Here is an 18,510-nt window from a genome sequence, read left to right on the forward strand (position 1 = left end):
TCGCCCCGGTACGGCATACGCTGACGGAACCACTACGGAGATCCCGGAGACTTACGGTGCAATTCCACGACTCGATGATCAGTCTGGTTGGCAATACCCCGCTGGTGAAGCTCAACAGCGTGACCGCGGGCATTCAGGCGACGGTGCTCGCCAAGGTCGAGTACTTCAACCCCGGCGGTTCGGTGAAGGACCGCATCGCCCTGCGCATGATCGAGGCCGCCGAGCAGAGCGGCGAGCTCAAGCCGGGCGGCACGATCGTCGAGCCGACGAGCGGCAACACGGGCGTTGGCCTGGCCATCGTGGCCCAGCAGAAGGGCTACAAGTGCATCTTCGTCTGCCCTGACAAGGTGTCCACTGACAAGATCAATGTGCTGCGCGCCTACGGTGCCGAGGTCGTCGTCTGCCCGACGGCCGTCGACCCCGAGCACCCGGACTCGTACTACAACGTCTCCGACCGGCTCGTACGTGAGACGCCGGGCGCATGGAAGCCCGACCAGTACTCCAACCCCAACAACCCGCGGTCGCATTACGAGACAACCGGTCCCGAACTGTGGGAACAGACCGAGGGGAAAATCACCCATTTCGTCGCAGGCGTCGGCACCGGCGGCACCATCTCCGGCACCGGTCGCTATCTGAAGGAGGTCAGCGGCGGCAAGGTGCGCATCGTCGGCGCCGACCCCGAGGGGTCCGTGTATTCCGGCGGTTCCGGCCGGCCGTACCTCGTCGAGGGCGTCGGTGAGGACTTCTGGCCCACCGCCTACGACCCGACCGTCACCGACGAGATCGTCGCCGTGTCCGACAAGGACTCCTTCCAGATGACCCGCCGCCTCGCCAAGGAGGAGGGCCTGCTGGTCGGCGGCTCCTGCGGCATGGCGGTCGTCGCGGCGCTGCGCGTGGCCGAGGGGCTCGGCCCGGACGACGTCGTGGTCGTGCTGCTCCCGGACAGCGGTCGCGGCTATCTGTCGAAGATCTTCAACGACGAGTGGATGAACGACTACGGCTTCCTGGAGCAGGCCGGCGACGAGCCGCGGGTCGGCGAGGTGCTGCAGCACAAGGAGGGCGCGCTGCCGTCGCTGGTGCACATGCACCCCGAGGAGACGGTCGGCCAGGCCATCGACGTCCTGCGCGAGTACGGCGTCTCGCAGATGCCGATCGTCAAGCCGGGCGCCGGGCACCCGGACGTCATGGCCGCCGAGGTCATCGGCTCGGTCGTGGAGCGGGAGCTGCTGGACGCGCTGTTCACGCAGCGGGCGTCGCTGAACGACCCGCTGGAGAAGCACATGAGCCCGCCGCTGCCGCAGGTCGGCTCCGGTGAGCCGGTCGGCGACCTGATGTCGGTGCTCGGTCAGGCGGACGCGGCGATCGTGCTGGTCGAGGGCAAGCCCACGGGTGTCGTGAGCCGTCAGGACCTGCTGTCGTTCCTGGCCAGGACCGGGACCAAGTAACCGCGCCGCGGGAGATGTGGTGCGCGGGGACCGCCGCACCCCCGGGTGACCCGGGGGGCGGGACGACGGCGGTCCCCGCGAGGGACGCGGTCCGGGTCAGGGCCGACTCCGCGTCCGGGCGTCCATGGAGGTCCGGGAGCCGCTCCGGAGGTCCTTGACGCCGACACCCCTCAATGTGCCGGACGCGTGTTAAGCGTGTGCTGCGCCAACGTGTCGCGCTCGTACCACTTGTGCGAAGCTGCGGCCGAATCGAGCGCCCCCTCCCCCCGGACCCGGGCTCTCAGTCCTCCCAGTCCGATACGGGCTTCCCACGGCGGCCGAGCCGCATCCGGCCGCTGAACGCGTGCACCCCGACGATGCCGGCCCAGGTGACGAGCAGGCCGTCGATGCCGGCGTTGACCACGCCGATCGCCGAGAGCGGGACCGCGAGGACGGTCGAGAACATCGCGAAGCCGAACCGCTCGGCGAAGCTCCCGAAGCCGTCACCCGGCTGCCCTGGGCGCCCGCCCCTGGCGGCGGCCGTCTGCTGCTCGGCCAGATGGCGCCGCACACGGCGGTCCACGGTGGCGTCCATGCGCTGCTCGACCTTCTCCAGGAAGGACTCGATCAGCGCGGACTCGTACTCGGTGCCCAGTTCGCGCCGGGCGTGCAGGGTGGCGTCGAGCTCCTTCGTGAGCTCCTGGTCGCGGGCTTCCATGCGGTCCACGGTAGGGAGCGCGGGCGAGGGTGTCAGTGGGGCTGGCCCCCCTGTCGCCCGGACCCTCGGCAACGTCGGCCGTCCCTTGCCCGACGTGTATAAGGTCATGCAGAGTTCCAAGTGGCTGAATGAGGGGGATGACATGAGCGAGAACCACAACAGCCCTGCCGCACGACTGCAGCAGCTGTTCGAGGGGCACCGGCTCACCCCCACCCAGCGCCGAATCGCCCACTGCATGGTGCGCCGCGCCGGCGATGTGGCGTTCCTGTCCAGCGTCGAACTGGCCGAGCTCGCGGGGGTCAGCCAGCCCTCCGTCACCCGGTTCGCCGTCGCGCTCGGCTTCGACGGCTACCCGGCGCTGCGCCGCCATCTGCGCGAGGTAGCGCCCGTCGAACCGGCCGCGGACAAGGACACGTTCAACGAGTACCAGCAGGCCGTCCACGCAGAGATCGAGAACCTGCGGCACCTCGCCGAGATGCTCGCGGACCCGGCCCCCGTCGAACGGGCCGGCCGGGTCCTCGCCGCCTCCCGCCCCCTCCCGGTCCTCGGCCTGCGCGCCGCCTCGTCCCAGGCCCGCGGCTTCGCGTACTTCGCGGGCAAGGTCCACCCGGACGTACGCCTCCTCGACGAGGGCGGCACGATGCTCGCCGACCGCATCGACGCCGCCCGCCGCGCGGGCGCGAGCGCGCTGCTCTGCTTCGCCCTGCCGCGCCACCCGAAGGAGGTCGTGGAGGCGCTGGCGTACGCCCACGGGGCCGGGCTGACCGTCGTCACGGTCGCCGACTCGGCCTTCGCCCCGGTCGCCGCCCACAGCGACCTGCTGATCCCCGCAGCGGTCGGCACGGGCCTCGCCTTCGACACGGCCTGCGCGCCGATGCTGCTGGGGCGGGTGCTGCTGGAGGCGATGTGCGACGACCTGCCGGACGCGCAGTCTCGCCTGGAGGAGTTCGACGCACGGGCGGCGGAGCGCGGCCTCTTCGTGGACTAGCGGCCCCTAGGGACACCCCCCGTGCCGACCGGTCTTGCGTTTCTCAGCTGCTCCTCAGAATTGCCCACTACCCTCCGCGCCCGAAGGACCGTGGACGCGAAGGGAGTACGGACGTGGGGCGCGGAGGCCGGACACTGGCGCGGGTGGCGGTGATCGTACGGGCGGGGGCGGCCCCGATGGTGTGGCTCGGCATCATCGCGGTCGGCACCGGACTGGTGCCGGAAGGGCTGACGGGGCGTCGGATCGGGCTGTACGCGGGCGCCGCACTGTTCCTCGTCGCGGCCGCTTTCGTGGCGCTCACCAGGCAGGGCCGCCACCGGGCGCTGGAGGCGGCTGCCACCAGGGCCGCCAAGGGCGACTTCCTCCAGGACCGTGCCGTGACCCTGCGCAACTGGCGCCGCGCGTACCGCTGGTGGCTGCTGCTCGCCTTTGCCGGGGCCGTCGGGAGTTCGTTCGCCGTTCCGGCCGCGGGCGGCATGCTGCTGGCGGGCGCCGGGACCGGGCTGTGGCTGAAGGCGCGCCTCATCGGCGGGCGCGAGCGGACCGCGGACGTCCTGTACTGGGTGGTGACGGACCAGGTGCCGCAGGGAGGGCCCGCCCGCCCCCGCGTGGAGTCCTACCGCACGACCGGGCCCGCCGCCGGCGACGCCGCGCCTGGCGGTGCACGGCGCCGCTGAGCCCCTTCGCCCCGGCATCTGATCGCTGTACGTGACGGTACGGGCTCCGGAACCGCCTTGTGATGACTGAGCGTTGCCCGCATCATGAACGGGTGACAGGTGACGAGACGGGACCCCGTACGGTCCCGCCCCACGGAGGCGCGCACGTGGAGCTGCAGCTCGGTGCGTACGTGATGGGCGCGCTCGACCCTGCCGATGACGCACTGGTCTCCGCGCATCTCGGGCAGTGCGCCGAGTGCCGGGCGGCCTATCTCGACATCGCGGAGGTTCCCTCGATGCTGACGCTGTTCACCGAGGAAGATCTGCTGGACGAGCCGGGCCAGGGGCCCGCGTAACCCGTCATTCCGGTCGGCGCGGACCTCAGACCCCACACCACCGCTGCCTGGGTGTGCATGCGGCAGTGGGTCGGCAGTGCGCGGCCCGCAGTGGCAACGGCGAGTGTCCCTCCCCAACGTCCGTCCGCCCCCTGCGAGTCGAGCAGGCGGCCGATGAGCGGCAGCACTTCGTCCTCGGTCGCGGCCGGGTCCCGCAGCAGAGCGGCCAGCCGCATCCCGGCACCGGCGGGTGACGCCGCCGTCGGGACCGCGCCGCCCTGTCCACCGAGCCCCTGGTCCGGCAGACCGATGAGGGACGCTGCGGTGCCGGAGGCGTCCAGCGCCGCCAGCACCAGGGCAGTGGACCAGGGGTCCGTCGGCCCCCCGGCGTCCGCCGGCCAGCCGCCGTCCTCGCCCCGCCGCGCGCTCAGCCAGGCGAGCCCACGCGGCAGGGCCCCCGCATCGAACTCAGGCAGTCCCCGGAAGGCGAGCACCATGACCGCCGTGGCACGTACGTCGAGCGGTGACGGCGCCCAACTGCCGTCCTGCCGCTGGGTGCGCAGCAGACAGGCCCGGGCGCGCCGCCATGCGGGGCTTCCGGCCGCCGCGGCCTGGAGGGCGAGCAGGGCCAGGGCCGTGGTGAGCGGACTGCCGTTGACGGAACCGTCTTCGCGCTGCGCCGCGACGATCTGCCGCACCGCACGGCGCACGGTGGCATGGTCGCCGCCCGGCGCCTCGAACAGGGCGAGCGCGGCGTGGAACGCCGTGGCCGTGAACGGCTCGGCGTCACCGGCCGCACGGGCGAGGGCGGTTCGCAGCCCGGACAGCGGAAGGCCGCCCTCGACGGCACGGTCGGCGTGCACGGCGACCGTCTGCAGCAGCAGCGCGAGCGGACGATCGGGCCCGACCCGCACGGGCCGCCCGTCCCGCAGCGCCAGCGAACCCAACGCCGACTCGAAGTCCGTGACGGTGGCCGAGCCCGGCCGCGGTCCCCGCTCCCGCAGCCACTGCCGGGACCGGCGCGCGGCCTCCTGGGCGGCCGCATCCGGCACACCGCTCAGCGCGAGCGAGGCCAGAGCGGTCTCGGCCGTCCCCGCACACGGGGCCTCGGCCCAGGAGCCGTTGGGCAGCTGACCGGCGATCGCGTGACGGGTGGCCGCGGCGATGGCGGCGTCGATACGCGATCCCCAAGACCGCGCGGCGCTCGCAGCGGCACCTGTAGCGCTGCGCGCCGTGCGAGCCGTGCCCGGGGTGCCGGGTGCGCCGTCCGCGCCGTCCGTAGCGCTACGGGCCGGGGCCGTCGTGCCCGGGGTGCCGGGTGACCGCGTGGCCCACCCGTTTCCGGTCGACGGCGACTGCTCGGGGCGCGGACCCGTAGGTTCCGCTGTCGTCCTCGCCGAAGGGCTGCTGACGGTGCGCGCTGCGCCTGCCGTTCCCACTGTGCCGTCCACTGACATCGTCCTCCGGTGCGGGGATTCGCCCTGCGGTGCGGGCGAGGTCGGAAACCCGTACAGACCGGAAGCCTGTACGGAAAGGCACCACGCGTGCCGCCCTGACGGGGTTCAGGCCCCCACGCCCGACGGCGGCTGCCACGGACCGTTGAGCGCACCGGCTCCGGCGTCCGTGCCTCATGCGTACGCGCTGGGACGACCCCCGGCGCGGAGGCCCTGCGAAAGGGGCCCGACCGGAGGGATGGGACAGGGATGAGTGCGGTGGCAGAGCGCACGGCCGGACAGCGACGCGATCAAGCGGCGGACCTGCCCGTGCGGACACGAGGGCGGAGCAAGCCGCTGCTCGGCGTGGGGCTCGGACATCTGATCGCCTGGGAGGCGATCGCGGCACTGACGGCCGTCGCGGTACTGGGCCCGGTCGGGCTGAGGCCCGCGGTCCTCGCGCTCGCGGTGCCGCTGTTCGCCGCCACCGTGCTGCGCGTCCAGCAGCGCTGGCTGTACGACTGGGTGCTCACCCGGATGCGGTTCCGCTCCCGGCGCAAGGTGCGCGGCGGCGGCGAGACCTCACCGCTCGCACCGCTCAGGTCGGTGCTGCCCGAGCTCTCCGTGGCGCGGGCCGAAGGCCGCAGCCGTACCCCTCTCGGCATCGTGCACGACGGAGCCGCGTGGGTGGTGCTCGTCGCCGTCGAGCCGTCGGACCAGGACGCGGGGGCGGCCCTGCTGCCGGCCGCCTTCGGTTCCCTGCTCCGGGTCGACGACATCGCGTACGCCTCCGTGCAGATCGTCGTCCACAACGTCACCGCGCCGGCGGGCGACGAGGCCGCGTCGCCGCTCGCCGCGGCCGCTTACCAGGAGCTGAACAGGGACCTCACACCGCTGCGGCAGAACGTGTGGGTGGCGCTGCGCCTCGACGAGGCCGCCTGCCCCGAGGCCGTGGCCGCCCGGGGCGGCGGCGAGCCCGGCATCAGGCGCGCCCTGCGCCGGGGCGCCGTGCGGACCGTGGCGCTGCTGGACGACGCGGGACTGCGCGCCCGCGTCCTCGACGAGGAGGAGGCGGCCGAGGCACTGGCCGCGGCCGCCGGACTGCGGCACGCGGACGACACGGACGGCGGCAGTCCCGTCGCCGCGGAGACCTGGACGTCCTGGCACTCGCTCGGCACCGGGCACGTCACCTACTGGGTGAAGGACTTCAAGGCCGCCGCGAGCGGCCTCCCCGGGCTCCAGGACCTCCTGGCCTCCTTCCCGGCCCGCGCCACGAGCCTCTCGGTGACCCTCACGCCCGGCGGCGGCTGCACCGCACTCGTCCGCACGTCGGGAGCGGCACCCCAGGCCGAGAGCGCCCTGCCGCCGGCCGCCGCCCAGCAGGGGCTCCGGCTCGAACGTCTCGACGGCGACCAGGCGACCGGCCTGCTCGCCACGCTGCCGCTCGGCCGCTCCGTGGGCGGCCGCGTGCACGACGGCGCCTCGCCGGTTCCGGCGGAACTCGTCCTGCGCGGAGCCGGATTCGTCCTCGGCGCCTGGCAGGACGGTCGGCCGGCGACCGTTCCGCTGCTGCGGCGCGACCCCGTGCGTCTCGGTGTCTTCGTCCCCCGCGACCAGGCCGGACTCCTGGTCTTCCGGCTCCTTGCAGCCGGTGTCCTCGTGCATGTGCGCACCCCGCAGCCGCAGGCATGGGCAGCGCTGATGCGGGCCGCGGGCACCGATCCGCGCCACCTGGTCATCAATCTGCCGGGAGGCACGACACCGCCGCCCGGCAGCCCGATGCGACCGGTCGCGATCGTCGACGAGTTCACCGGCACCAGCGGCGCTCCACGCGCCGACCTCGGTGCCTGGCAGCTCGGCGTGAGCATCCACCCGAAGACGCCGAACGACCGCACGGAGATGCTGCGCCGGTACGACGCGCTGCTCGTGCCCCGGCTCACGCTGCCGCTGGCCCGGGAAGCATGCGCCGCGTACGAACTCCCACGCGCGGCCCTGCGGTTGCTCCCGATGCTGCCCAAGCGCACGACGGCGTTCGTCGTGCCGGGCAGTGCGAACGTCCTGAACCTCGCGCCGACGCCGGCCGAGGACGAGCTGCTCGCCGTACTCGGACACGGCCATGCGTAGGGCCGCGTCGCTCTTCGTGGGAACGTCCCTCGTGTACGCGGCCGTGCTGCCCGTCCCGTCGGCGGCCGCGGCCGAGTGTGCCCCCAGGGCGGTGCGGACCACGCCCGATCTGCCCTGGTCCCAGGCGAGGCTGGACTTCCAGAAGGTCTGGAACCTCACCTTGGGCGAAGGACAGACGGTGGCGGTCGTGGACTCCGGCGTGGACGGCAGCGTGCCGCAGCTGAAGGGTCAGGTGCTGCGCGGTCAGGACGTCGTCGGCACGAGCGGCCGCGGTGACACGGACTGCGTCGGCCACGGAACCTTCGTGGCCGGGATCATCGCCGCGAAGCCGGCCGGCGGCCTGAAGTTCGCGGGAGTGGCCCCTGGCGTCCGGATCCTGCCGGTGCGGCAGACCACGGACGGTGAGGACGGCACCGCCAACGGCATGGCGAAGGCGATCCGCGCGGCGGTCGATTCCGGTGCCTCGGTCGTGAACGTCTCCGTCAACTCGCCGGTGCGCAGCAAGGAACTGGACGCGGCCGTGCAGCACGCCGTCGCCGAGGACGTGCTGATCGTCACCTCCGCGGGCAACGAGGAGCAGCCGGGTCTGCGGACGGCGGGCGTCAGCTTCCCGGCCGCGTACCCGGGCGTGCTGGCCGTGGCCGCGGTCGGCCGTGACGACCAGCCGGCGGGCTTCTCCCGGAGCGGCGAGTTCGTGGACATCGCCGCGCCGGGCGAGGACATCCTCAGCCTCGGCACCGGTGGCCCGGGCTACAAGGTCGACCAGGGCACGAGCTTCGCGACGCCGTATGTCGCGGGCACCGCCGCGCTGGTGCGGGCACGCCACCCGCACCTGACGGTGGACCAGGTGATCAGGCGCATCGAGGCGACGGCGGACCGTCCGGCGAAGCGGCTGCCGGATCCGCAGGTGGGGTGGGGGGTGGTGAACCCGTATCTGGCGGTGACGGCGGTGCTGCCGGGGGAGGCGCGCGCGGCGTCCTCTCCGCGGCCGGTGTCCCAGCCGCCGTCAGCGGCCCCGCCTTCCGGGGCACGGCCCCAGGCGCCCGCGGCAGCCGCCGGGCCCGCCGGCCCCGCCCCCGGCTCCGGAGCGCTCTGGTTCCTCCTTGGCCTGGCGGGCCTGGTGGCGCTGGGAGCGACGGGAATCCTGGTGGCCCGGGTGGGGGCCCGCAGGCCCTGACCGGGCCTGCCCCTGTCTGTGCGGCCGTCCCGACGGGCGGCCGCACAGTCGTGTTTCTTCCCCCACCCCGCCCCTTCCCGCAGTGTCGATTTGCGGCTCCGCCGCGTGGGCGGCTCCGCCCCGGACCCCGGGTGGGGCTCCGCCCCAGCCCCCCGTTCTGCGGGGGGGGCTCCGCCCCCGGACCCGCGCGCCTCAATCCCCGGCGAGGCTGCATATCGGGGCTCCGCCCCGGTCCCTCTCCCCCTACGCCGTGGCCGCCACGGGGGCGTGGGGCGCCCTTCAAGCCCGTCCGGCGTTTGAGGACGGACACCCGGGTCCACGGGACCGTACCGCCCACACTCAGCCCGTCCGGCGTTCGAGCACGGGCACACCGACCCACCCGCCGGTCCCGAGCACCCCGCCGAGCCGTCCGCAGGACCCTGGGGAAGGGGCGGGGAGCGGAGTAGCGCCGCAGGCAGCCGCGCGCCACCCCGCACACGCAACGGCCCCCGCCCGGGAAGCACCTCCCGGGCGGGGGCCGCCGACGTGGCGTTGGGGTTCAGCCCTCCGGGCCGGCGTCGCCGACGCCGACGCCGACGCCCACCAGCGCCGTCTGCACCAGCAGCGGCGCGCCCCGGCGCGTCACGAGCTGGGCGCGCCCCACAGGGAGCTTCTTCGGCGACGCCCCCGCGAGGAACGTGCCCTCCTCACGGCCGCACGAGAACAGCAGCGACGGTGTGCCGACCTCGATCATCCTCCGCAGCGCCGGATCGCTCATGCCCCGCATCGCGTTGGACGAGCTGCGGGCGACCACGATGTGGAGGCCGATCTCCGCGCCGTACGGGATCAGGTCGACGAGCGAGGCCAGCGGCGAGCCGACCGAGCCCGTCGCCAGCAGGTCGTAGTCGTCGACGAGGACGTACAGCCTCGGGCCTTCCCACCAGTCCCGCTTCGGCAGCCGGTCCGGAGTGATGTCCGCACCCGGCACCCGCTTGCCGATCGAGACCGTCGCCTCCTTCAGCATGGCGCCGAGGGTCGCGCCCTGGACGTGGTAGCCGAGGCGGTACTCCTCGGGCACGGCGTCGTACAGATTGCGGCTGGTGTCCGCGACGATCACGCGCGCCTCGGCCGGCGTGTAGCGCTCGGCGACGGCCTTGCCGACCAGCTTGAGGACGTTGGTCTTGCCGGTCTGCTCCTCGCCGACGACGAACAGGTGCGGGGTCTGCTCGAAGTCGTGGAACTGCGGGCGCAGCCCGTTCTCCTCCACGCCGATCGCCGTCCGCAGGTCGCCGCCCACCGGCGGAAGTTCGGCGACGTGCAGCATCGAGGGCAGCAGTTTGATCTGCGGCGCGACCGGACCGTGCCAGGCCTTGGCGACCGCGTCGACCAGATCGCGGTGCGCCTCTGCGAGCCCTTCGGCGCTTTCCACGCCGTCGATGCGCGGCACACCGAACAGCGAGTGCAGCCGGTCCGGGGTCAGACCGCGCCCGGGCGCCTTCGGCACCAGGGCCTGCGCCTTGGAGCTGATGTCCGAGTCCATCGCCTCGCCGAGCTTCAGCTCGAACCGCGTCCCCATCACATCCCGCAGCCACGCCCGGAAGTCCATCCAGCGGCCGGACGCGATGATCAGGTGCACGCCGTAGCCGAGCCCGCGCTGCGCGATCTCCTGGATCTTCTCCTCCAGCTTGTCGAAGTCGGAGCGGAAGGTGACCCAGCCGTCGATGACGAGGAAGACATCGCCGTACGGGTCCTCCTCGCGGAAGCGCCCGGCGGCGCGCGCCTTGCGGTATTCGGCCATCGACTCCACGCCGTGCCGGCGGAACAGCTCCTCGCGGGTGTCGAGAAGTCCGCTGATCTCGTTGACGGTCCGGGTCACGCGGTCCACGTCGAGGCGGCCCGCGACCGAGCCGACGTGCGGCAGGCCGCGCAGCGAGGCGAGCGAGCCGCCGCCGAAGTCCAGGCAGTAGAACTGGGCTTCGCGCGGGGTGTGGGTGAGGGCGAGCGCCGTCACGAGCGTACGGACGGCCGTGGACTTGCCGCTCTGCGTGGCACCGACGATCGCGATGTTGCCGTCACCGCCGGACAGATCGGCGACCATGGGGTCGCGCAGCTGCTCCAGCGGCTTGTCGACCAGGCCGACGGGTACGAGGAGCTTGCCCCGCCGGTCCCAGCCCGCGGTGGTGAGACCCAGCTCGGTCTCGCCGAGCTCCGGCAGCAGTTGGTCGAGCGTGGGTGGCTCGTCGAGCGGCGGCAGCCACACCTTGTGCGCCGGCGGACCCTGGCCGACCAGCCGGCTCACGATGACGTCCATCATCGTCTCGGTGGTCTCCTCCGGCTCCTCCACGACCGGTGCCCCGGCCGGCTGCAGAATCCTCGGCTCGATGTACTGCGAGGTGAACGGCACCACCTGCTGTTCGATGACCGCCTGCCGGCGGGCGCCGCGTGTCGCGGTGGAGCGGTAGGCACCGGAGACGTACGCGGCACGGAAGCGGGTCAGCGTGTCCGTACCGGTCTTGATGAAGCCGTGGCCCGGGGCCGAGGGCAGGTTGTGCGCGTCGGGCACGCCGAGCACGGCACGGGACTCGCTCGCCGAGAAGGTGCGCAGACCGATGCGGTACGACAGATGCGACTGCAGGGCCTGGATCTTGCCCTCCTCCAGGCGCTGCGAGGCGAGCAGCAGATGCACCGCGAGCGAGCGGCCCAGACGTCCGATCATCGCGAAGGTGTCGATGAACTCCCGCTTCTGGGAGAGCAGTTCGCTGAACTCGTCGACGACGATGAAGAGCGAAGGCAGCGGATCGAGCGGCGCACCGGCAGCACGGGCCTTCTCGTAGTCGAAGACCGAGCTGTAGTTGCCCGCGGCGCGCAGCAGCTCCTGGCGGCGGTTCATCTCCGACTGCAGGGCCTCCTGCATACGGTCCACCAGCGGAAGCTCGTCCGACAGGTTGGTGATGACCGCCGAGGTGTGCGGCAGCTTGTCGAGACCGAGGAACGTCGCGCCGCCCTTGAAGTCGACGAGGACGAAGTTCAGGGCCTCGGAGGAGTGCGTCATCGCGAGACCGAGGACCAGGGTGCGCAGCAGCTCGGACTTTCCGGAGCCGGTGGCACCGATCAGGATGCCGTGCGGGCCCATGCCGTTCCGTGCCGACTCCTTGATGTCCAGCTCGACCGGCTCGCCGTGCTCGCTGATCCCGATCGGGATGCGCAACTGGTCCCAGATCGAGCGGGGCCGCCAGCTCACCGCCGGATCCAGCCGCTTGGCGTCGCCGACACCGAGCAGCGTCGGCAGCTCGAAGTCGGTGGCCGTCGGCTCGGAGGCGTCCCGGGCGCCACCGATGCGGTACGCGGAGATCAGCCGCGCCAGCTTGGCGCAGCGGCCCGGGGACAGCGAGTCCGGGCGGCAGATCTCGGTACGGACCTCGGCGCCCGCCTCGGTCCTGGTGATCCGCTCGACCTTCTCCTCGGACACCTGGAGCCGGAGGACATAGCGGTTGTCGCGCTTGGGCAGGGCGTCGGCGAGGTCGATGACGATGCCGTTGCGATATCCGCTGGAGACGGCCTGCACGCCGGCCGGCAGCTCGGCGCCGTCGACGACGATCACCAGGAAGGGCTCGTCGGCCGAGATCTCCGAATTCGGCTCGTACCCGGGCCGTTCGCGCAGCTCGTCACCGCCGAGCAGCTCCTCCAGCCTGCCGAAGTCGTCGGTGATCAGCCGCACCGGGCCCGCCGCGTCCGTCTGCCGCGCGTGCATGGTGTGCGGCAGCCACTTCGTCCACTCCCACTCCTCGGCCTCCCGGCCCTTGGTCAGAACGCCGATCCGCAGGTCCTCGGGCGAGTGGAAGGTGGCGAGTCCGGCGACCACGGCGCGTACGAGGGCACGGGCCGCGTCCTTGTCGCCCTCCAGGATCAGATGGGCGAAGCCGCGCAGATACACCGAGGCGGGCGTCTGAGGGACCTTGCCGTACGCCTCCACGAACCGGCGCAGCGCATGACTGCTCACCGGCTCCAGGTCCTCCACCGGCGCGGACTGCGGCGGGACCAGACGCAGCCCGAGGGCTTGCACGCCGGTCCCGATGCGGACCTCGCCGAAGTCGGGGTGGCTCGCCCTGCGCTCCCACAGCCGCTTGCTCATCGCGACGGACCACAGCCCGTCCGGCTCGGGGAACTGCCAGAACTGGTAGCGGCGCTGCTGGTCGGCGGCCTTGCGCACCTGCTTGCGGGTCTGTGCCAGGTAGCGCAGATAGCCGCGACGCTCACCGCGCAGCTTCCGCTTGCGCTCCAGTGGGCCCTTCATCAGATTCATGATGAGCATCAGCACACCGGAGATGCCCATGGCGGCGACCATGACGTAGCGGATGCCCGCGTTGATTCCGGGGATGACGAACATCATGCCCATCGAGCCGAAGCTCATGAGCATGGGCAGGAAGCCCATGACGGCTTGGAAGCCGCCGGGCTCCAGCTCGGGCAGTGTCGGCGGCGGCTGTATGGTCAGCTCGCCGCGCGGCAGCTGCGGAGCCGAGCGCCGCGGCGGGCGGCGAAAGAGCACGGTGGACACCCTGGCCTCCCATCGGTTTCTTGCACGTGTTGTGCAGAGATGAGGCACGGGGAAAGAACGCGGCCGGATCAATGCACCGGCCGGGAATCCTGAATTCCCGCTCGTTCCGGTTTCCCTTGGATCCGCTCTGAACCGGTTCCCGGGACGTGCCGTGACATCCGGCGTGACCACCAACGTGACCAACGATCTGTGCCGGTTGATGCTCGTGACGCCCGTGTCGTCACTCGAGGTCGCCGTACCGTCGGACGTCCCGCTGTACGACCTGCTTCCGACCCTGTTGACCTACGCAGGTCCGGATCTGGCGGACACCGGGGTGGACCACGACGGCTGGGTGCTCCAGCGCCTCGGCGAGCCCCCGCTCGACGAGGAGCGCACCCTGGCGACGCTCGCCATCCGCGACGGCGACACCCTGCATCTGCGGCCCCGCAGGGCCGAACTGCCCGTCATCGACTACGACGACATGATCACCGGCGTCGCCGACGGCGTACGCCGCCGCCCCGACCGGTGGCGCGACTCCATGACCCGGTGGCTCCTCCTCTCCCTGATGGCCTGCACCCTGGCCGTGGCGCTGGCCGTGCTCTGGCTCGACGGGCCGGCCGTCGCCCGGGCCGCCGCCTCCGGTGGCATCGCCTTCACCCTCCTTCTCGCGGGCGCGCTCGTGGCCAGGGTCGGCGACGACTCCGCACCGGCCGGACTGCTCGGCCTCGGCGCCGTGCTCTTCGCGGCACTCGCCGGACATCTGTCGGCGGAGGTGCCGGGCAGCGGTGTAGAGGCACCGCAGGTACTGGCCGCAGGCGCTGCGGCTCTCACCACGACGTTGCTGGGGATGGCAGCCGTCAGCCGCTGGCTGCCCGCGTACTCCGCCGCGCTCACCGTCTCCGCCGCGGGGACGCTCGGCGGACTGCTGTCGCTGGCGGGCGGGTTGAACCGCACCCGGTCGGCCGCCGTGGTCCTGGTCGTGGCGCTGGTCTTCAACGCCACCGTGCCGATGACCTCGTTCCGGCTCGCCGATCTGCGGCTGCCGCTCCTGCCCACCAACGCGGAGGAGCTGCAGGACCAGATCGAGCCGGTGCGCGCGCCGCGGTTGCTGCAACGCTCGGCCGTCGCCGACCAGTACATGACGGCCCTGTTCACCGCGGTCGGCCTGGTGGCGGGGGGCTCCCTCCTCGTCCTCGCGCCGGCCGGCGGCTGGGCGCCCGCGACCCTGTACGCCGCCTCGTGCGTCGCGCTGCTGCTGCGCAGCCGGGTGCTGATCGGGGCCGGGCAGCGCATCGCCCTGATGGTGCCCGCCGTACTCGGCCTCGCCGTATGGACCGTCGGCTTCGCCGCCTCGCTGCCGCCCCTCCTGCGGCTGGCCGGTCCGCTGCTCGCCCTCGTCGTCATGTCGGGACTGCTGCTCGCGGGCGCGAAGATCCTGCCGGGCCGGCGTCTGGTGCCCTACTGGGGCCGCGCGGCCGAGATCGGCGAGCTGCTGATCGGCCTGTCCATGCTGCCGGTGCTGCTCGCGGTGCTGGGCGGTTACGAGTGGGCCCACGGCCTCTTCGGCTGAGCCAGGGGGTGTAGGCCCCTTCCGGCCGGGCGCCGCGCCCCGACTGCGCCCCCCGTACTCCCCTACCCACGACCCGAGGTGGATCCAGATGCAGACGCGCCGGGATCAGGTCCAGGCCCATCTCTTCACACTCAGCAGGGTCCAGTCAGGACTCCTGCGCGGCGAACCGGACGCGCCCGAGACCCCGATGCGCCGGTTCAGCCTCGGCACCATGGCCGGCGCCATGATCGGCGTGGTCGTCATGGGCGGCTTCGCGGCCTTCGGGTTCATCTCGCCCGGCAGCAGCAAGGCGTTCCAGAAGGAAGGCACGCTCGTCGTCGTCAAGGACAAGGGCGCCCGGTACCTGTATCTGGGCGGCGCGCTGCATCCGGTGGCCAACTACTCCTCCGCACTGCTGATCACCGGACAGCGCACCCTCAAGCCGCAGAACGTCACCGCCAAGGCCATCAAGGAGATTCCCCGCGGCCCGGCCGTCGGCATCGTCGGCGCCCCCGAAGGACTGCCCGACGCCAAGAGCCTGGACCGCGGTCCCTGGGCCGTCTGCTCCACCTCGGTGGACGACGGAAACGGCGGTACGAAACCGGTGGTCACCGCGTACGTCGGCGGGCGTCCCGAAGGGCTGCGGGCGCTGCGCGTGAACGAGGCGATCGGCGTCGAAGGCTCCGACGGCAGGACGTACGTGGCCTGGACCGACCGGCGCTTCGAGGCCACCAGCCGCAATGCGCTCACGGCACTCGGCTTCGCCAACGTGACCTCGTTCCCGGTCGGCGACGCCTGGATCAACTCCCTTGCCGCGGGACCCGATCTGGAGCAGGACGACGTGCCAGACCGTGGCACCCCCGGCGTCACGGTGGGCGGCGTGGCGACCCGCATCGGCCAGGTGGTGCAGGACGACGCCAACGGCAACTTCTTCCTGGTCTGGAAGGCGGGCATCACACCGCTCACCAGGACGGAGGCCACGCTCGTGCTCGGGGACCCGCGCACGGCTGCCGCCTACCCTGACGGCAACCCCGTCGCCGTCAGGGTGAACTCCGCGGCCGTCGCCCAGACCGCGATCACCGACAGGAAGCTCAACGCCGGCGGACTGCCGCCCGTCCCGCCCAAGCCCGTCGGCGACCCCGGCACCGGCACCACCACCCCGTGCGTCGAGGTGACCCCGGGCAGGAACGCCGCCGCCCCCTCGACCGTGCGCGTCGCCGTACGGACGGGACGGCCGGAGGCGGCGGGCCCGGCCGGGGTCGCGCCGGCTGCCGCGCCCTCTGCGAACGGCACCACGCTCGCGGACCGGGTCGCCGTGCCCGCCGGGCGCGGTGTCCTCGCCCAGGAGCAGGGCACCGCCGGCGACCGGACGCCGACCTTCTACCTGATCACCGACTCGGGCGTGAAGTACCCCCTTGCCACGCCCCAAGTCGCCCAGACCCTCGGCTACGACACCGCCGCCGCGGTGCCCGTGCCGAGTCCGGTCCTCGCCCTGGTCCCCTCGGGGCCGGTCCTGGACCCCGAAGCGGCCAGACGGCCCGTCGTCGTCGACCCGGGCACTGCCGCGCAGGGCCCGGCGGCACCGACCGGAACCCCGGACACCCCCGCCACACCCGATCCTTCCGGCAGCCCCGCACGGGGCCGGGAGCAGACAGCAGGAGAGTGACATGTCCCAGAACTCGGCCGACTTCGCAGGGATGCAGCGAGGCCTCGAAGTGCTCACCGACGCCGGCAACGACCTGCGCAAGGAGCACCAGACCGTGCAGGGCGAGGTCGCGGCGCTCGCGGGCAGCTGGTCCTCGAAGTCCCGGCAGACCTTCGACCGGATCATGGACCGCTTCGACGAGGAGATGCAGACGATGCTGACCGCCCTCGAGAAGATCGAGACCCGGCTCGAAGAAGTCCTCGGCGTCCAGATCCGGACCGACCAGGACACGGACCTGGAGATGACCGACCTGCAGAAGATGCTCGAGTCCAGCTCGGGCGGATTCAAGATCTGATCCGGCCGCGACCTCCCTGACCGACCCCACCTCTCACCACCACTCAGGACATCGAAGGAGTTCGCACCATGGCCATCACTCCCACGGACATCAACGGAGACGGATACGTCTCGGACAACGAAGCCATGCTGGCCTGCGTCGAACGGCTCCTGCAGGTCAACACCCAGCTCAACAACCAGCTGACCACCCTCGACACGGAGATCCGCAAGACGCTCGACGGCTGGCAGAGCGAGGGCTCCGACGGCGAGAGCCCCAAGGAGATCTACAACGAGCAGCAGGCGATCTGGGACCAGTCCGCGCGTGAGCTGAACGACTTCCTGAACAGGACGGCGCAGTCGGTCGAGCGCGTGGTCGAGACCTACCGAGGCGGCGACAAGATGTCGGCCCGCGCGCTGCAGGGCTGACTGCGCCCACCCGGCGGCGTCGCCGGCGCCCCGCCCGTGGCGACCCCTTCATCGCCACGGGCGGGGGGTGCGTCCGGCCCGAGACAGGATCACGAAAGCAGGTGACACAGCATGGCCAAAGGCGTGGACATCGCCGTAGAACCCCAGGATCTCGCGGCGTTCGGCGGGTATCTGCGGGAACTGGCCGGAGGCGACGGACTGGGGGCGATCCGCAGCCGGGTCGAGTCCATCAACATCCCTGAGGTGGACGGGGGGACCTTTCCGGGCACCATGGAGCTCAAGGCCACCGTCGACTCCACCCGCAACAGCATCCTGGAGGAACTCGCCGCGCTGGCCGATTTCCTGAACCAGCTCGGCGACGACCTCGTCGAGGCGTCCCAGATCTACCGCGACAGTGAGCAGATGGCCCAGGCGACCGTCGACGAACTCGGCCGACTGCTCTCCGAGACCTCCGAGTTCATCGACCAGCGCGAGGCGAAGCTCGCCAAGGAACAGGAGCGGGAGACCGGCGAGACGTCCGACATCGCGGACGAGCGCTCCCGGCGGGACGACGCCGACAACCCCAACGTCGACGACGAGGGCAATGTCATCGACGAGGACGCCGACGGCGACAATAACGGCGTCAAGGACGGCGACCAGTACGTCGAGGACGACGCCGACCTCAACGACGACGGCGAGCTCGACGACTTCGAGCGCGAGTACGGCGACAGGGACGACGACGGCAAACTCGACAACAAGGACGACGCCGAGGGCAACGACCTGCCGGTCGACGAGGACCCGGGCGACGACCCGACGGACGGCGAGGACCGGGAGTACGAGCAGCGGTCCGTCGGCGTGGCCGAGGAGCGTGAGCCGGAGTCGCGTCAGGCGGAGGTGCGTGAGCGTGAGTACGAGCAGCGCCAAGCCGAGGTTCGGGAGCGTGAGCCGGAGTCGCGTCAGGCGGAGGTTCGGGAGCGTGAGCCCGAGCAGCGTCAGGCCGAGGTTCGGGAGCGTGAATACGAGCAGCGCCAAGCCGAGGTGCGTGAGCCGGAGTCGCGTCAGGCCGAGGTGATCGAGGAGTCGCGCCAGGCCGAGAACCTGCGGGACGTGCTCGTGTACGAGGGGGACGAGGACGACGCCCCCGAGCCGCACTACACCTACAGCGGCGACGACCGGTACTACCCGGACCCCGACGTCACGCGGACCTAGG

General features: G+C 72.2%; 14 protein-coding genes. 11 read left to right on the forward strand and 3 right to left on the reverse strand.

Annotated features, from left to right (window positions below; all coding sequences use genetic code 11):
• Positions 1-56: 56 nt before the first annotated feature.
• Complete coding sequence (locus tag ACWCXB_RS19500) at positions 57-1,445, forward strand: cystathionine beta-synthase (RefSeq protein ID WP_450724427.1); 1,389 nt, start codon at positions 57-59, stop codon at positions 1,443-1,445.
• A 280-nt stretch (positions 1,446-1,725) separates the two neighbouring features.
• On the opposite strand, the gene ACWCXB_RS19505 is transcribed toward ACWCXB_RS19500, so the two are convergent.
• Entirely contained in the window at positions 1,726-2,142 is a 417-nt protein-coding gene (locus ACWCXB_RS19505; protein WP_450724429.1) for a hypothetical protein, read from the reverse strand.
• A gap of 142 nt (positions 2,143-2,284) precedes the next feature.
• On the opposite strand from ACWCXB_RS19505, the gene ACWCXB_RS19510 reads away from it, so the two are divergent.
• The 3 genes from ACWCXB_RS19510 to ACWCXB_RS19520 all read left to right on the forward strand — a co-directional run bounded on the left by ACWCXB_RS19510 (position 2,285) and on the right by ACWCXB_RS19520 (position 4,142).
• Positions 2,285-3,130 (forward strand): MurR/RpiR family transcriptional regulator, encoded by an 846-nt coding sequence (locus ACWCXB_RS19510; RefSeq protein ID WP_450724431.1) that lies wholly within the window; start codon positions 2,285-2,287, stop codon positions 3,128-3,130.
• Positions 3,131-3,273: 143 nt separating this feature from the next.
• Positions 3,274-3,807 carry a hypothetical protein gene (locus tag ACWCXB_RS19515; protein WP_450724433.1) on the forward strand — a complete coding sequence of 178 codons (534 nt, stop codon included), beginning with the start codon at positions 3,274-3,276 and terminating at the stop codon, positions 3,805-3,807.
• A 146-nt stretch (positions 3,808-3,953) separates the two neighbouring features.
• On the forward strand, positions 3,954-4,142 hold the full coding sequence (locus ACWCXB_RS19520; RefSeq protein ID WP_450724435.1) for a zf-HC2 domain-containing protein: 189 nt from the start codon (positions 3,954-3,956) through the stop codon (positions 4,140-4,142).
• On the opposite strand, the gene ACWCXB_RS19525 is transcribed toward ACWCXB_RS19520, so the two are convergent.
• The gene (locus tag ACWCXB_RS19525) at positions 4,055-5,173 is read right to left on the reverse strand and encodes a hypothetical protein (RefSeq protein ID WP_450724437.1); all 1,119 of its coding nucleotides are present in this window, start codon (positions 5,171-5,173) and stop codon (positions 4,055-4,057) included. The genes ACWCXB_RS19520 and ACWCXB_RS19525 overlap by 88 nt on opposite strands.
• A gap of 651 nt (positions 5,174-5,824) precedes the next feature.
• On the opposite strand from ACWCXB_RS19525, the gene eccE reads away from it, so the two are divergent.
• Together eccE and mycP are read left to right on the forward strand one after the other, a co-directional pair.
• Complete coding sequence (eccE, locus tag ACWCXB_RS19530; RefSeq protein ID WP_450724439.1) at positions 5,825-7,678, forward strand: type VII secretion protein EccE; 1,854 nt, start codon at positions 5,825-5,827, stop codon at positions 7,676-7,678.
• Complete coding sequence (mycP, locus tag ACWCXB_RS19535) at positions 7,671-8,855, forward strand: type VII secretion-associated serine protease mycosin (RefSeq protein ID WP_450724441.1); 1,185 nt, start codon at positions 7,671-7,673, stop codon at positions 8,853-8,855. The genes eccE and mycP overlap by 8 nt, the downstream gene beginning before the upstream one ends.
• A 538-nt stretch (positions 8,856-9,393) precedes the next feature.
• Here the strand turns inward: mycP and eccCa are convergent.
• On the reverse strand, positions 9,394-13,380 hold the full coding sequence (gene eccCa, locus ACWCXB_RS19540) for a type VII secretion protein EccCa (RefSeq protein WP_450724443.1): 3,987 nt from the start codon (positions 13,378-13,380) through the stop codon (positions 9,394-9,396).
• A 172-nt stretch (positions 13,381-13,552) separates the two neighbouring features.
• Here eccCa and eccD point away from each other — a divergent pair, with 172 nt between their 5' ends.
• From eccD to ACWCXB_RS19565, 5 genes are all read left to right on the forward strand, one after another.
• Entirely contained in the window at positions 13,553-14,938 is a 1,386-nt protein-coding gene (gene eccD / locus ACWCXB_RS19545) for a type VII secretion integral membrane protein EccD (protein ID WP_450724445.1), read from the forward strand.
• A gap of 88 nt (positions 14,939-15,026) precedes the next feature.
• Positions 15,027-16,583, forward strand: a complete 1,557-nt coding sequence (gene eccB / locus ACWCXB_RS19550) for a type VII secretion protein EccB (RefSeq protein WP_450724447.1) — start codon at positions 15,027-15,029, stop codon at positions 16,581-16,583.
• Position 16,584: 1 nt separating this feature from the next.
• A complete protein-coding gene (locus tag ACWCXB_RS19555; RefSeq protein WP_450724449.1) occupies positions 16,585-16,917 on the forward strand; it encodes a WXG100 family type VII secretion target in 333 nt (110 codons plus the stop codon).
• Positions 16,918-16,985: 68 nt separating this feature from the next.
• Positions 16,986-17,321: a WXG100 family type VII secretion target gene (locus ACWCXB_RS19560; protein ID WP_450724451.1), complete on the forward strand. Its 336-nt coding sequence runs from the start codon at positions 16,986-16,988 to the stop codon at positions 17,319-17,321.
• 111 nt (positions 17,322-17,432) lie between these two features.
• Positions 17,433-18,509 carry a hypothetical protein gene (locus tag ACWCXB_RS19565; RefSeq protein WP_450724453.1) on the forward strand — a complete coding sequence of 359 codons (1,077 nt, stop codon included), beginning with the start codon at positions 17,433-17,435 and terminating at the stop codon, positions 18,507-18,509.
• The last annotated feature ends 1 nt before the right edge of the window (position 18,510 follow it).

This window comes from Streptomyces sp. NPDC001514 (assembly GCF_053597075.1).

Coding starts and splice junctions, on each gene's coding strand:
- ACWCXB_RS19505 (WP_450724429.1), bottom strand. CDS start 2,142: ATGGAAGCCCGCGACCAGGAGCTCACGAAGGAGCTCGACGCCACCCTG.
- ACWCXB_RS19510 (WP_450724431.1), top strand. CDS start 2,285: ATGAGCGAGAACCACAACAGCCCTGCCGCACGACTGCAGCAGCTGTTC.
- eccE (WP_450724439.1), top strand. CDS start 5,825: ATGAGTGCGGTGGCAGAGCGCACGGCCGGACAGCGACGCGATCAAGCG.
- mycP (WP_450724441.1), top strand. CDS start 7,671: ATGCGTAGGGCCGCGTCGCTCTTCGTGGGAACGTCCCTCGTGTACGCG.
- eccB (WP_450724447.1), top strand. CDS start 15,027: ATGCAGACGCGCCGGGATCAGGTCCAGGCCCATCTCTTCACACTCAGC.
- ACWCXB_RS19555 (WP_450724449.1), top strand. CDS start 16,585: ATGTCCCAGAACTCGGCCGACTTCGCAGGGATGCAGCGAGGCCTCGAA.
- ACWCXB_RS19560 (WP_450724451.1), top strand. CDS start 16,986: ATGGCCATCACTCCCACGGACATCAACGGAGACGGATACGTCTCGGAC.
- ACWCXB_RS19565 (WP_450724453.1), top strand. CDS start 17,433: ATGGCCAAAGGCGTGGACATCGCCGTAGAACCCCAGGATCTCGCGGCG.